A 12,485-nucleotide genomic window follows, 5' to 3' on the forward strand; every position below is an offset into this window, starting at 1 on the left:
CTCGACGGCGCGACTTTACCCCCGGATCAGGCCGACGGCGCGTACAGCCGCACGATGCGGTCGATCTCGGCGACACCGGGCATCGACACCGCCACCGCCCCCAGATTCTGGGTGGGAATCATCGCCGCGGTCGCCCACACGTAATCGGTTGCGGTGAGCGGGGTTCGGGAATTGACGAGCCGATAGGCCAGCGCCCCGGTAAAGGCGGCGGCGGCCCCGACCGAGGCTTTGAGCACCTGCGGGAAGTAGTCGATCACGGTCTCGACCGTGTCGGAGGCGACGACGCAGCGGAAGTTCTCGACCGTGCAGACGGTGCCGACGCCGAGCCCGCGCAGCAGCCGGGCGATGTCGTCGGCGGATTCGGCGGGCACATCGGGCAGCAGCGCGTCCAGATCCGCGGCGGCGCCGACGAGATAGTCGACCGCGCCCAGGTACTGGTAGAGGCTCTGCGGCACCGGCATCGACGGCGTCGGGCACACGATGACGGGCGGCTTGGGCCGCATCTGCGACACCACCGACAGCACCTGCTCGATCACCGAGGGCGGTGGTTCGAAGCTCAGGATCACCGCGTCGGAGGCTTCCAGCGCGGCGCGCAGTTCCGGGCGGTGCAGGTCTTCGTCCTGGAGTTGGACGCGGCTGTCGCGGCAGCCGATGATGCGGGTCTCGCCGTTGGGGGTGATCACCACCGCGGTCACCAGCGACGTCGCGAACGGCACAACCTTGACCAGGTCGAGGTGCACCCCTTCGGCTTCGATGAATTCGAGGATGCGGCGACCGTATTCGTCACCGCCGACCGCACAGGCCAGGTGCACGCCGACGCCCAGGCGGGCCGCGGCGACGGCCCGGTTGAGCCCTTTGCCACCGGGGTGGCCGGTGAAGGTGCCGCCGGCGGCGTTGTCGGCATCGGGGAAGGTGTCGACCCGGTAGAGATGATCGATGACGGCGTCGCCGAAGACCGTGACGACACCGTGCCGGTCGGGCGCGGCGGTGGGCTGTGTGGCCGACGGCGCGGCCATGGGATAGCCGGAATCGGTGGCGAGCAGCCCGGCCAGCGCGGTGAAGGCGCTGTGTTCGGAGACCGTGCGCAACCGCTTGACCGTGGGAGCTTCGGGAACGGGGTCGACATCGAGCAGGGTGTGCAGGGCAACCCACTGCTCGGTCAAGGCCTCTCGACGTTCCCCGAGGTTATCTGCATACAGGCGTTCGATATCGATACCCACGCCAGACCGGTCCCGGAACAGCCCCAGCGAGAGCGCCGCATCCACGATCAGCCGGTCCGTCGGTGCCAGCCACTGCGTGACCTCACGCACCACGGGCAGGATCGATGCCTCGACGGAGACCCCGGTGCGGCGGGCGTGTCGGCGTACCGACAGCAGCTCCAGCAGCGGCGCGGCGTCGATCTCGGTGTGGCGCAAGCGTTCTGCGTTCAAGCCCGCGTACTTGCCCAGCCTGGCCAGGATGCTGCGGATCGCGGCGACGCGGGCATCCTGGGGAACCATCGACATGCTGCCTCCCGTCAACTTCTCGACGCCACCGCGCACTCGATCGGGGCGGACGCCGCACCGCGATCGCCACATTGCCGGGTTTGCCACGCCCGAAATCTGGCAATTACCTACTAACAATGGCAATTGACCAAGACAAATGGCAAATGCCACACTGGATTACGGGGAGTAGATGCCCCGCCAGACGCTCGGGGAGGGCGCAGCGCCCCCACCGGGGAAGGCAGGTCCACGATGGTTATTCATGGCACCGACGACACGTTACGCAGCGACCGCACACCGGAATTCGCCCAGCGAACCGACACCGGCGGCTGGCGTTTGAGCTGGTTGCCCGAGTACACCCTCAGTCGTGAGCAAGCCTGGGCGGGCATGGAACTCGATGAACTCGTCAGCGATCCGGACGCGGTGCACGACCGAATCGCCCACGCTGAGATCAGTGCCCGCGCCGACCTGCTCGGCATCATCTGGCAACAGGCTCTGATCAAGCTCGCCAAGCGCATCGACGCCCGCCAACGCGGCGACGACCCGGCCGCGGGGGAGTCGTTCCACGATCCACCGGCGCCGTTGTCCCGGCTACGCCCGGCGCGACCGATGCACGAGGATCGGTCGCCCCAGGCGTACTACGGCTGAGATCTCAGACCGAGTGGGTACGGTGTTCGGCGCCGACCGCCTCGGACAGCCGGGCGTAGCCACCCGCGCGCAGGTTGGCCGCGATGCCACGGTGGATGCGGGTGGTCCAGAAAGGGCCGCCGTAGATGAAGCCGGTGTAGCCCTGCAGCAGGGTGGCCCCGGCAAGGATGCGGGCCCAGGCCTGCTCCGGTGTTTCGATGCCGCCGACGGAGATCAGGACCACCTGGTCGCCGACGCGGGTGTAGAGGCGGCGCAGGACTTCCAGGGACCGTTCGGCCACGGGGGCGCCGGACAGCCCGCCCGCACCCATGGCTTCGACCTCGGGGGCCGGGGTGTGCAGGCCGTCGCGGCGGATGGTGGTGTTGGTGGCGACGATGCCGGCCAGACCCAGTTCGACCGCGAGGTCGGCGACGGCGTCGATGTCGTCGTCGGACAGGTCGGGGGCGATCTTCACCAGGACCGGCACCGAGACACTGTCGAGCACGGCCTGCAGGATCGGGCGCAGCGATTGGACGGCTTGCAGGTCACGCAGGCCGGGGGTGTTGGGCGAGGACACGTTGACCACGACGAAGTCCGCGAGCGGGCCGAGTAGTCGGGCGCTGGTCGCGTAATCGCCCGCGGCGGCATCGGGTTCGGTGATCTTGGTCTTGCCGATGTTCGCACCGATCGGGACGGTGGGGTGCGCACCGTGCAGGCGGGCGGCCGCGGCTGCGGCACCGTGATTGTTGAACCCCATCCGGTTGATCAGGGCGTGGTCGGCGGGCAGCCGGAACAGGCGCGGGGTGGGGTTGCCGGGCTGAGCGTGGGCGGTGACGGTGCCGATCTCGGCGAAACCGAAACCCAGTGTGCCCCAGGCATTCGCGCCGTCGGCGTTCTTGTCGAAACCGGCGGCAAGACCCAACGGCGCGGGGAAGGCGACACCGAACGCGGTGGTGGCCAGGATCGGGTCCTCGACCACGGTGAGCTTGCGCGCCAGCCAGCGGGTCGGTGGGAACCAGGTGGCGAAACGCAACGCGGCGAACACCAGGTGATGCACTCGCTCCGGCGGGATCAGGAACATCAGGCGTAACAGGAGGGCGTACATGGTCGGCTCACAATCCGGGTTCGGGCACAGGCAGGACGGCGTTCTTGCGGCGGCGCAACAGCACCCGGCGACTGCCGTCGGTGTAGGCACGCACCCGGGACAACTCCCAGCCACCGAATTCGGCCTGGATGGCCAGTCGCATCGAGGCGGTGACCCGGTTGACCTCCGGTGGCAGCCGCAGGGGCACGTATTCGTAGTCGTCGTTGCTGGTTTCCCAGCTCGGCGGTATCGCCGAGCGCGAACTGCGAGGCTTGGGAGCTGTAGCCATCACTGCCCTCTCTTCCGCTCGTCCGCGCCGATCCGCTGGAGGCCATCACCCACAGCCGAGGCCACGAACAGGTCGCCGGTGCGTTCGTCGACGGTCATCGCGTCGGGCTGGCGCAGCGTCGCGAGCCTGGCCACCTCGACGCCGATGCCGGTCGACAGGTCGTAGCCGACGACCTCGTTGCTCTGCGTGCAACTCACCCAGACCGTGTCCGAACGCGGGTCGTAGGCGAGCGCGTAAGGCGATGATGATACCGGGAAACGCTGGCGCAGCACGAGCGGACCGGCCGAGTAGACGAGCAGTTCGCCGCCCGTGGTGTCGGCCACGATGATGCGGCCGTGCTGGTCGGCGATGGCGTTGGTGGCGCCGTCGCCCGCACGCAGCATCAGGCCGAGGGCTTCCTGCCCCACGGCGACAACGGCGGTCTGCTTGCGATCGAGGACGGTGATGTTCTCACCGGTCAACGCGATCTCGTCGGCGGAGACCAGGCCGGTGATCGTGCGGGTGACCGCGCCGTCGGCGGTCAGTTCGCGCACGGTGCCGTCGGCGGTACCGACCACGAGGGTGCCGTCGGTGCGAGTTCGCACGCTGTGCACGTCGCCGTCGACGGGGGTCTCGGTGAGCGCGCCGGTGGTCACGTCGACCCGCAATACCCGGTCGGGGGCGGCGACGAGCACTTCGCCCGGCTTGCCTTGCGACAGCGACGCGCCGACGGCGGGGAGGCCGACCGTGCGCGGGGTGGTCGGTGCGGCGGGGTCGATCAGCGCGAGTGCGGTGCCCGCGGCGTCCAGGGCGGCGAGGCGGCCGGTCGAGCTCTCGGCGAGCAGAGCTTTCGTCGGCGCCGCCGGGAAGACCTGACCGACCGGGTTCGCGGTAGCGGGAGAAACCGCTGCGGTGGCCGGGGCCCTGGTCGGGACATCGGAACCGCCGTCCTCACCGCTGCACCCGGTCAACAACACCAAAACCGCCGCGCCGACCAACGCAGAGGCGACCGAGCCACGAGGGCGCATGCACCGAACTCCTTCAATCCGCACGAGGTGACTCCCTTGATCACCATCTGACCATGATGACTCACCAGTAGCTTCGACCGGGTGCTCGCGTCGGAGGTGTCGGTGACGCGCGTTACTGTTGACGCGTCGACTAATTGATTGCCACACACCGGCAGGAGATCCCCACGATGACCGACCGGACACAGGCGGGTTTCGGCATCGATGACATCTCCGTCGGACCGTTCGCCCACGGCTTCGGCACCACCGACGACGGCCGTCCCTTCGCCTTCCGCACCCACCGCGCCACGCTGACCGTGCAGATCTACCGCGCCGACCTCGGCGATGCGGTACCCGGATCCGACGACGTGGTGGCCCAGGCGCAGGCTCAGGTGACCGACATCGACCTCGGCGACGAACGCAGCGTCAGCGCCTTCGTGCGCGATCTGCTCCCTGACGCCGACCCGGTCGAGGCGCCCGCTTCCAGTGAGATCTCCACAGTTCGCGCCATCCTGGGACGGATCAGTGCAGTCATTGATGGTATGTAGATGGTGATGCCTTCCACACTTTCCGCCAGGGCCGCTGCGGCCACCGCCTGCCTCACGGCCCTCGTCGCCCTCGCCGCGTGCGGGGGAACCACCGACGAGGCCTCGGTCGACGCCGCACGGTCTTCGGCCAACGCTTCCCTCGCCTCCTCCGTCGCGACCTCGGTCAGCAAGGCCAAGGTGCCGCTGCCGAACGCCCAAGAGCTCGACGCGCAGATCAAACGCGCGCTCGACCCGAGCCTGCCCGATGTCGAACGCACCGAACTGATCGAGGACGGCGCGGCGTTCTCCGACGCCATCCCCGACATGTACAAGGCGCTGCGCGACAACCCCCACGCGGTGTACGGCGTCGTCGACCCGGTCTTCGACAACCGTGACGGCACACTCACCGCGACCATGCGACTGGACAAGGACGGTTCGGGGACCAACGTGCGCACCACCATCGTGCATTTCGTGCTGCTCGACGGTAAGTGGAAGATCTCGCGCACCGACCTGTGCGGCATCCTGCGCTCGGCCGACTATCGCACCGCCGCCTGCGGCTGAGATGCGCGAATCTCGATCCGTGCGGTGGGGCAGGTTCGTCTACCGCCACCGGTTCCTCGTGCTCGGCTTCTTCGTGATCACCGTGCTCGCCTCGGGGTGGTTCGGGCGTGACCTGGCCGACCGCTACACCCAGGAGGGCTGGTTCGACGAGTCGAGCCAGTCGGTGGCGGCGTCGAAGCTGGCCGACGACACCTTCGGGCGCGATACCGACGGCGACCTGATCGTCATTTACACCGCCCCACCCGGCACCACCGTCGACGATCCCGCCGTGCGCGGCCCGGTGACAGCGGCACTGGCCGACCTGCGCAAGCAGTACGGCGAGCGGATCCACAAGATCGACAGCTACTGGGACAGCCCGTTCTCGGCGAATGCCTCCGACCCGACCAAACAGCACGCGTTCGCCAGCATCGGGCTGGCAGGCGGCGGCGGGACCGCGACGGTCAACAACTATCTCGCGTTGAAACCACACCTGAACGCCGGTGTACCCGGCGCCGGGCCCGGTGGCACGACGGTGCAGCTGGCGGGGCTGCAGCCGGTGGTCGAGGGCATCAATATCGGGATGCAGCACGACATCAAGCGCGCCGAGATCATCGCCTTGCCGATCGTGGCCATCCTGCTGTACTTCGTGTTCGGCGGGGTGATCGGCGCACTGCTGCCGGTGCTGATCGGCGGACTCACCATCCTGGGCACCTCCGGGATCCTGCGGGTACTCACCGCCCAGATCGAGGTCAACGTGTTCGCCAGCGCGGTGATGACGTTGGTCGCGCTCGGCCTTGCGATCGACTACGGGCTGTTCACGGTGACCCGGTTCCGGGAGGAACTGGCGGCCGGTCGCTCCGTGGAGGACGCGACCGCACGGACCGTCGCCACCGCGGGGCGCACCGTGCTGTTCTCCGCGGCAATCATCGCCTCGAGCCTCGGTGCGCTGTTCATCTTCCCCAACGGGGTCCTGCGGTCGGTGCCCTACGGCGGCATCTCCGCGGTGATGCTGGCGGCGCTGTTGTCGGTGACCGCCCTGCCCGCCGCCTTGAGCATCGCCGGACACAAGATCGACTGGCTGGGCTGGAAACGCTTCTCACGCAGCAAGACCGAAGCCCAGATCGATGCCGGGTTCTTCTCCCGGCTGGCACAGTGGGCGATGCGCAGGCCGTGGGCGGTGGTCATCCCGATCGTGCTCGGCCTGCTGGCACTGAGTATTCCGTTGCGCCACATCGAGTTCGGTGGGATCAGCGAGAAATATCTGGCCGCCGACAATCCGGCGCGGGTGGCCCAGGAAGACTTCGACCACCTGTTTCCCGGGTTCCGCACCGAACCGTTGAAGCTGATCGTGGTCGGCGCCTCGCCCCAGCAACTCAGCGATATCCGCTTCGAGGCCAATCAGGTTCCCGGGCTGACCGGACGGTTCGAACCGGCGGCGGCGACCAAGGACAACGTCAATGTGCTCTCCGCCGGGCTCGGCGACAAACGTGACGCCGACCAGGTGATCGACGCGCTGCGTTCGTTGCCCACGCCACCGGGCGTGCAGGTGATGGTCGCGGGTATCCCCGCGCTCGAACGCGACAGCATCAACGGGTTGATCGACGGGCTGCCGCTGCTGTTGGCGATCCTGATCGCGGCGGCGTTGGCGCTGATGATCGTGGCGTTCCGGTCGGTGATCCTGGCGGTGAAGGCCGTCGCGATGAGCGCGCTCAGTTTGGTCTCGACCCTGGGCGTGCTGACCTGGATCTTCGTCGAAGGCCATGGGGCAGGGACATTCCAGTTCACACCGGGACCATTGATGTTCGCGGTGGTGGCGTTGATCGTGACGGTGATCTTCGGGTTGTCCACCGACTACGAGGTGTTCCTGCTGTCGCGCATCGCCGAGAAACGGGCCGCCGGCGCCGAGGCCGAGGAGTCGATCCGCTACGGCGTCGCCCACACCGGTGGGGTGATCACCTCGGCGGCCGCGATCCTGATCGTGGTGACCGGGGCGTTCGGGTTCTCGGATCTGGTGCTGATGAAATACATCGCCTACGGGATGATCGTGGCGCTGATCATCGACGCCACGATCATCCGGATGGTGCTCACCCCGGCCCTGCTGAAAATAATCTGGAAATAGCGGATTCGACCTGCGCGCCGAACGGTGTCGGCTCGCGGAGCTGTAGCGGCCGGTAGCTGTCTGAGGAGAAGGGCCCTCACTCGAAGCGCAACTGTCGAACTACGGTGTGGTTCGCTGCACCGGATCGCCGGTTGGTGTTAAATGTCAACGATTTAGACGAGACCCTCCCGGGTCCCGTCGAGTGGTCAAGGGTTACCGCACCGCACCGCACTGCGCGAGTTCGCGCAGAAGCCGCTGCTCGAGGTCCGGTATGCACGCCTCGTCGCCGGAAATGTGTACGACAGACGTGGCTCGGCATAGCCGCGCAGCTCGATTCGAGGAGCAGAGATGGCAAGCCCGAATGATCCGTCCAGGTCACCGCACCGTTCTGCGTCGTCAGCTGTCGCTCGTTTGGTCGATGCGCAAGGTCATGACGGCGTAGCGACTCCGGACGACGTCGCCCGGCATTTCTCGACGGACACGCCATTCTGGCTCGACCTCGAGGCCCTGGGAAACGAGGATCTGTCGGACTTCTGCCGGGCTCTCCAGCTTCCTGCCGAGCTCGTGGACATCGTCGCGCACGGTAGACCGCGATCATGGTTCGCCCCGACCGAGACCGCCGTCGTGGTGTCGCTTCGGTGGGTCACCGGCACCGATTGGCGTGCGTCGCAGGGCGCCAGCTACCTGAATATGGTCCTGACGGATCGGTTCCTGCTGACCGTTCACGCGAGTGCCTGTGAGCCGCTGGGTCGGGCCCTCAGAAGTATTGACGCCGAACAGGACCAGGACGGGCGAGAATTAGGCCCACACTTGTTGTTTCTGATCCTGGATTCTTTGATCGACAGCTTCAAGCCGCTACTGCTGGCCATCGACGACCGCCTCGGCGAGGTGCAGTTGGAGATGCTCCAAGGCGGCGCGCCAGAAGTTCACGACGAGCTGGTCAACATGCTGGGCGTCCTCACCGATGGCATCCAGGAGTTCGGGTGGTACTCGCACGATCTCGAGGACATCGCGGCGGACCTGGACGGGCTACCCGGCATGCGCCCTGACTCCCATGCGCACCTCGAGCAGCACCGCAAGCGCGTCACTCGCATGAAGGAGAACGCTCGAGAAATCCGTGAGGAGGCGAAGGACGCACTGAGCCATTACTCCGCCTCGGTCGCGGGCCGACAAGCGGTGGTGATCAACGGACTCACGATTGTCGCGACTGTCTTCCTCCCGCTCTCGTTCATCACAGGCTACTTCGGAATGAACTTCACGATCCTCACCTCTCACGCGCAAACCACGCTATGGAGCTTCATCCTGCTGGCCGTGCTGGTGCCGCTGGGCAGCGTCGCGTTGTCATTGTCGCTCATCCATCGAATGGTGCGACGACTCGGCCTCAACCGACTGAGCGAGCCTCCTCCCTAGCCGCCGCGGGACAACTTCGGGCTTCAGAACTGCTGATTGCCGTAATCGCGGAACCAGGCCACGATCTGGTCGTGCTCGGCGGTTCTGGCCAGTGCCAGCAGGAGCAGCAGGCGTGCCTTCTTGGGCGCGAGGTCACCGCCGCTGACCACACCCATCGCGGGGTCGACGGTGATCGCGCCGGAACCGTAGGCGTTGGTGGCGACCAGGGCCACGCCCTTGGTCGCCATGGCGGCGCTCGCCTGTTTCGGCGAGGGAGTGCCCGCGAACACGATGCCCTTGGCGCCCGCGTCGACGGCCGCGGAGACGGACTCGGCGGGCGCGTCGAGGTAGCTGTGGGCGATGTCGACGCGTGGGAGGGTGTCGCGGTTGATCGTGGTCAGGTCGAACGGGGTCAGCCAGCGGGCGGGGTCGTCGCAGCGTTGGACGCGGGCGGGGGCGCGTTGCAGCCGGATTCCGGCCTGGTCGATGGTGCCGAGGTCGCCGTATTCGCGGGTGGTGAAGGTGTGCACGCGGGTCGAGTCGGATTTGGTGGCGTCGCGGGCTGGCAGGATCTGGTCGTTGAGGGCGATGACCGTGCCGAAACAGGTGGTCCGGTTGCTCGCCGCGAGGCGGATCGCGTTGTACAGGTTGACCGGCCCGTCGCTGCCGATCGCGGTCCACGGTCGCATCGCACCGGTCACGACCACCGGCTTCGTGCTGCGCACGGTGAGGTCGAGGAAGTAGCTCAGCTCTTCCATGGTGGCCGAACCGGTGCTCACCACGACCGAATCATGATCTCGCAGGCGGCTTTCCACCAGGCGCGCCAGTTCGTAGAGGTCGGTGACGGTGTAGTCGCCGGATCCCTTCTGCCCGAAGTCCTCGGTCGACACGGCGGCGATCTCACCGATCTCGGGACGCAAGGAGTCGACGAGTTCGGCGATCGGCCGCGTGCCGGGCCGATAGGTTTCCAGATCGGTGCGCCGATCGGAGGTTCCCGCGATGGTGCCGCCGAGACCGATCACCGCCACCCGCGGCGCCGGTCCCGCCGGTGCGAAATCCGCCGAGCTGACACCGATTCCGACACCGGCGACCGTTCCGGCGAGAGCGATCGTGGCGGCGACTTTCGAGACTGTGGGCATGCGACTCACGCTACGAACCGCTGGTACACGACCACATCACTCTCACGCAGTACCTCGCTCCGATACCGAGGTACTGCGCGCGATGGCTCAGATCGTCTTGAGGACACCGCCGTCGATCACCATGTCGGCGCCGAGGATGTTGGCGGCCTTGGCCGAGGCGAGGAAGGCGACCAGCGCGGCGACCTCGTCGGGTTCGGAGATCCGGCGCGAGGCGATGTCGAACTGGCCGGGCAGCGCCTCGAGCAATTGCTCGTGCGAAATACCCTGGGCGGCAGCTAGTTTCGCGCCGATGCGGTGTTCGTCGCGCCAGATCCGGGTGCCTACGGGGCCAGGGGAGACAGTGTTGACCCGTACGCCCTGAGGTCCGAACTCCTCGCTGAGGCGTTTGCCGAGGGAGGTGAGGGCCGCTTTGGCTTCGCTGTAGCCGACGGGGCCCACCGCGGGCAGGTGCGCGTTGATGGAGGAGACGTTGATGATGGTGCCGCGACGTTCGAGCAGGCTCGGCAACGCCGCGCGAGAGAACCGGATCGCGCTGAACAGGTTGAGATCCAGATAGTGCAGCCACTGCTCGTCGGTGGTGTCGAGGAACCCGGCCAAGGTGAGTCGATCCGGGTCACCGCCGCCGACATTGTTGACCAGGATGTCGATGCCGCCGAGTTCCTCGAGTGCGGTGTCGATGACGGTGGTCACGCCCTGTGCGGTGCTGAGATCGGCGGCAACTGTCGCGGCCGCGACCTTGTCGAGCTCGGGGGTGATCGTGCGAGCGGCGCCGACGACGCGCACGCCCTCCGTGGCGAGGATTTCGGCGACGGCGAGACCGATACCGCGCGAGGCTCCGGTGACGACGGCGGTTTTTCCGGTGAGTTCGAGATCCATGCTCGTACCTTTCTTGAACTACAGGTCAATAATTAGGGCATGCGGAAAGGGGTTGTGGGGTGGGGCATTCAGAAAGTCGTCAGTGCTACGTCGATGAGACGGTAGAGCTGGGCGGCATCGTTGGTCTTCGCCATGAGGCGCAGGCCCGCGCTGGTGGTGAACAGCAGGGCCGCGATCGAATTCGGGTCGACGTCGCGATCGACGTCACCGTCGCGGCGGCCCTGGTCGATACGGGCGGCCAGGGTGGCGACGATGCGCTGTTCGATGTCGCGCAGTGTCGCCGTGGCCGCCGCGTCGTGGCCGCCGAGTTCTGTGGCGGTGTTGACGGCGAGACAGCCGCGTCGGGTCGGGGAGGCCATGTCCAGATCGACTGCGGCGCGCAGGTATTCGCGCAGGCACTCGCGGGTGGTACCCGGGCGGGACATGTAGTCCTCGGCCATGGCCACCCCGAATCGGCCGTAGCGGTCGAGAACGAGGTCGAACAGGGCGCGTTTGCTGCCGAAGGTGTTGTACAGGCTGCCTTTTCCGATGCCGGTGGCCTCGGCGAGCTGCGCGGGGGAGGTATTGGCGTAGCCGTAAGTCCAGAACTGGTCCATCGCACGGTCCAGGACCGTGTCGGTGTCGAAGTTCTGAGGCCTGGCCATGTCTCGACCATAGATTTTTTAAACCTTTAGGTCAACAATTCGGGCGACAGACCGTGGCAACGATGGCCACGATCTCGTGAGCTACTTGCCGATGATGCCGAAAGGGTTGCCGTCGGTGTCTTCCAGAACGCAGATGCGGCTGCCGGGGCTGACTTCGCGCGGGGCGGTTCGTTCGGTCGCGCCCGCGGCGATCGCCGCGGCCCTGGCCTTGTCGACATCATCGACTCCGGCGTAGGCGACCGGGCCTTCCGCGACGTCACCGCTGGGGTCGAGGCCGATCTGGACATCGCCCACTGCCCAGCCGACGTAGTAGGCCTCGTCGGTGTGGGGTGTGCCGTACAGGGTGGTGTAGACAGCTTTCGTCGCTGCCAGATCGGACACGGGGATGACGACGCTGGCGATGGTGGGGCTCATCGGATCTCCTCTGCGATGGGAGCGAGCCACGTTCGCATACGACGAGTGGACCGATCGTCGCCGGCGACGGTGACCGCGATGGACGAATGACCTCGGCGCTCAGCCTACTCAGGCGCGCACGGCCGTCGGCCGGCGCCGAATCCGCGTGTCGAGCAGTGTTCTCCCCGCGGCGACCGGCTCTCAGGCCGCTAAGTCGAACAGCGTCAACTCGTTCGCGGCCGCGGCGCGTTGCTCGGATCGTTCGCGTATCGCGCAGGTGGGGCCGATGCCCTCGGCGATCGACTTCGCCGACAGCAGCCAGCCGCGGCAGCGGCGGCAGTGAGCGACCAGCCTTACCTCGGGTCGGTCATCGGAATCGGCCACGTCGTTCTCCTTCGGCCGGTAAGCAATTCGT

General features: G+C 67.1%; 15 protein-coding genes. 6 read left to right on the forward strand and 9 right to left on the reverse strand.

Going from position 1 to position 12,485, the window contains the following annotated elements; translation table 11 throughout:
* Positions 1 to 26: 26 nt before the first annotated feature.
* A complete protein-coding gene (locus NS1_RS02345; RefSeq protein WP_084503364.1) occupies positions 27 to 1,505 on the reverse strand; it encodes a PfkB family carbohydrate kinase in 1,479 nt (492 codons plus the stop codon).
* 228 nt (positions 1,506 to 1,733) lie between these two features.
* On the opposite strand from NS1_RS02345, the gene NS1_RS02350 reads away from it, so the two are divergent.
* Positions 1,734 to 2,129 (forward strand): hypothetical protein, encoded by a 396-nt coding sequence (locus NS1_RS02350; RefSeq protein WP_063816045.1) that lies wholly within the window; start codon positions 1,734 to 1,736, stop codon positions 2,127 to 2,129.
* Positions 2,130 to 2,133: 4 nt separating this feature from the next.
* Here the strand turns inward: NS1_RS02350 and NS1_RS02355 are convergent, their stop codons facing one another.
* From NS1_RS02355 to NS1_RS02365, 3 genes are read right to left on the reverse strand one after another with little or no spacing between them, the layout of a single operon-like run.
* Complete coding sequence (locus NS1_RS02355) at positions 2,134 to 3,213, reverse strand: quinone-dependent dihydroorotate dehydrogenase (RefSeq protein ID WP_062981087.1); 1,080 nt, start codon at positions 3,211 to 3,213, stop codon at positions 2,134 to 2,136.
* Positions 3,214 to 3,220: 7 nt separating this feature from the next.
* On the reverse strand, positions 3,221 to 3,481 hold the full coding sequence (locus NS1_RS02360) for a DUF5703 family protein (RefSeq protein WP_062981089.1): 261 nt from the start codon (positions 3,479 to 3,481) through the stop codon (positions 3,221 to 3,223).
* Positions 3,481 to 4,488, reverse strand: coding sequence for a YncE family protein (locus NS1_RS02365; protein WP_062981091.1), 1,008 nt, complete (start codon positions 4,486 to 4,488; stop codon positions 3,481 to 3,483). Before NS1_RS02365 ends, NS1_RS02360 begins: the two co-directional genes overlap by 1 nt.
* Positions 4,489 to 4,655: 167 nt before the next feature.
* Here NS1_RS02365 and NS1_RS02370 point away from each other — a divergent pair, with 167 nt between their 5' ends.
* The 5 genes from NS1_RS02370 to NS1_RS02385 all read left to right on the forward strand — a co-directional run bounded on the left by NS1_RS02370 (position 4,656) and on the right by NS1_RS02385 (position 9,039).
* Positions 4,656 to 5,012, forward strand: a complete 357-nt coding sequence (locus tag NS1_RS02370; RefSeq protein WP_062981093.1) for a hypothetical protein — start codon at positions 4,656 to 4,658, stop codon at positions 5,010 to 5,012.
* Between the two features lie 6 nt (positions 5,013 to 5,018).
* Positions 5,019 to 5,552, forward strand: a complete 534-nt coding sequence (locus NS1_RS02375; RefSeq protein WP_235569779.1) for a WKL family lipoprotein — start codon at positions 5,019 to 5,021, stop codon at positions 5,550 to 5,552.
* A gap of 19 nt (positions 5,553 to 5,571) precedes the next feature.
* Positions 5,572 to 7,650 carry an MMPL family transporter gene (locus tag NS1_RS02380; RefSeq protein ID WP_255284376.1) on the forward strand — a complete coding sequence of 693 codons (2,079 nt, stop codon included), beginning with the start codon at positions 5,572 to 5,574 and terminating at the stop codon, positions 7,648 to 7,650.
* 134 nt (positions 7,651 to 7,784) lie between these two features.
* Positions 7,785 to 7,994 carry a hypothetical protein gene (locus NS1_RS42245; protein ID WP_307618686.1) on the forward strand — a complete coding sequence of 70 codons (210 nt, stop codon included), beginning with the start codon at positions 7,785 to 7,787 and terminating at the stop codon, positions 7,992 to 7,994.
* Positions 7,978 to 9,039 (forward strand): CorA family divalent cation transporter, encoded by a 1,062-nt coding sequence (locus NS1_RS02385; RefSeq protein WP_084503366.1) that lies wholly within the window; start codon positions 7,978 to 7,980, stop codon positions 9,037 to 9,039. Before NS1_RS42245 ends, NS1_RS02385 begins: the two co-directional genes overlap by 17 nt.
* Before the next feature lie 23 nt (positions 9,040 to 9,062).
* Here the strand turns inward: NS1_RS02385 and NS1_RS02390 are convergent, their stop codons facing one another.
* The 5 genes from NS1_RS02390 to NS1_RS02410 form a co-directional block, all read right to left on the reverse strand.
* The gene (locus tag NS1_RS02390) at positions 9,063 to 10,157 is read right to left on the reverse strand and encodes an asparaginase (protein ID WP_062981098.1); all 1,095 of its coding nucleotides are present in this window, start codon (positions 10,155 to 10,157) and stop codon (positions 9,063 to 9,065) included.
* A gap of 87 nt (positions 10,158 to 10,244) precedes the next feature.
* Complete coding sequence (locus NS1_RS02395; protein WP_062981100.1) at positions 10,245 to 11,033, reverse strand: oxidoreductase; 789 nt, start codon at positions 11,031 to 11,033, stop codon at positions 10,245 to 10,247.
* Between the two features lie 68 nt (positions 11,034 to 11,101).
* Complete coding sequence (locus tag NS1_RS02400) at positions 11,102 to 11,677, reverse strand: TetR/AcrR family transcriptional regulator (RefSeq protein ID WP_062981102.1); 576 nt, start codon at positions 11,675 to 11,677, stop codon at positions 11,102 to 11,104.
* Positions 11,678 to 11,758: 81 nt separating this feature from the next.
* Positions 11,759 to 12,091 carry a VOC family protein gene (locus NS1_RS02405; protein ID WP_062981105.1) on the reverse strand — a complete coding sequence of 111 codons (333 nt, stop codon included), beginning with the start codon at positions 12,089 to 12,091 and terminating at the stop codon, positions 11,759 to 11,761.
* Between the two features lie 180 nt (positions 12,092 to 12,271).
* Positions 12,272 to 12,454, reverse strand: coding sequence for a DUF6011 domain-containing protein (locus tag NS1_RS02410; protein WP_062981107.1), 183 nt, complete (start codon positions 12,452 to 12,454; stop codon positions 12,272 to 12,274).
* Positions 12,455 to 12,485 lie beyond the last annotated feature (31 nt).

The organism is Nocardia salmonicida NBRC 13393, from assembly GCF_001613085.1.
GTDB lineage: Bacteria > Actinomycetota > Actinomycetes > Mycobacteriales > Mycobacteriaceae > Nocardia > Nocardia salmonicida.

Coding starts and splice junctions, on each gene's coding strand:
- NS1_RS02405 (WP_062981105.1), bottom strand. CDS start 12,091: ATGAGCCCCACCATCGCCAGCGTCGTCATCCCCGTGTCCGATCTGGCA.
- NS1_RS02350 (WP_063816045.1), top strand. CDS start 1,734: ATGGTTATTCATGGCACCGACGACACGTTACGCAGCGACCGCACACCG.
- NS1_RS02365 (WP_062981091.1), bottom strand. CDS start 4,488: ATGCGCCCTCGTGGCTCGGTCGCCTCTGCGTTGGTCGGCGCGGCGGTT.
- NS1_RS02355 (WP_062981087.1), bottom strand. CDS start 3,213: ATGTACGCCCTCCTGTTACGCCTGATGTTCCTGATCCCGCCGGAGCGA.
- NS1_RS02360 (WP_062981089.1), bottom strand. CDS start 3,481: ATGGCTACAGCTCCCAAGCCTCGCAGTTCGCGCTCGGCGATACCGCCG.
- NS1_RS02375 (WP_235569779.1), top strand. CDS start 5,019: ATGCCTTCCACACTTTCCGCCAGGGCCGCTGCGGCCACCGCCTGCCTC.
- NS1_RS02400 (WP_062981102.1), bottom strand. CDS start 11,677: ATGGCCAGGCCTCAGAACTTCGACACCGACACGGTCCTGGACCGTGCG.
- NS1_RS02385 (WP_084503366.1), top strand. CDS start 7,978: ATGGCAAGCCCGAATGATCCGTCCAGGTCACCGCACCGTTCTGCGTCG.
- NS1_RS02345 (WP_084503364.1), bottom strand. CDS start 1,505: ATGTCGATGGTTCCCCAGGATGCCCGCGTCGCCGCGATCCGCAGCATC.
- NS1_RS02390 (WP_062981098.1), bottom strand. CDS start 10,157: ATGCCCACAGTCTCGAAAGTCGCCGCCACGATCGCTCTCGCCGGAACG.
- NS1_RS02370 (WP_062981093.1), top strand. CDS start 4,656: ATGACCGACCGGACACAGGCGGGTTTCGGCATCGATGACATCTCCGTC.
- NS1_RS02395 (WP_062981100.1), bottom strand. CDS start 11,033: ATGGATCTCGAACTCACCGGAAAAACCGCCGTCGTCACCGGAGCCTCG.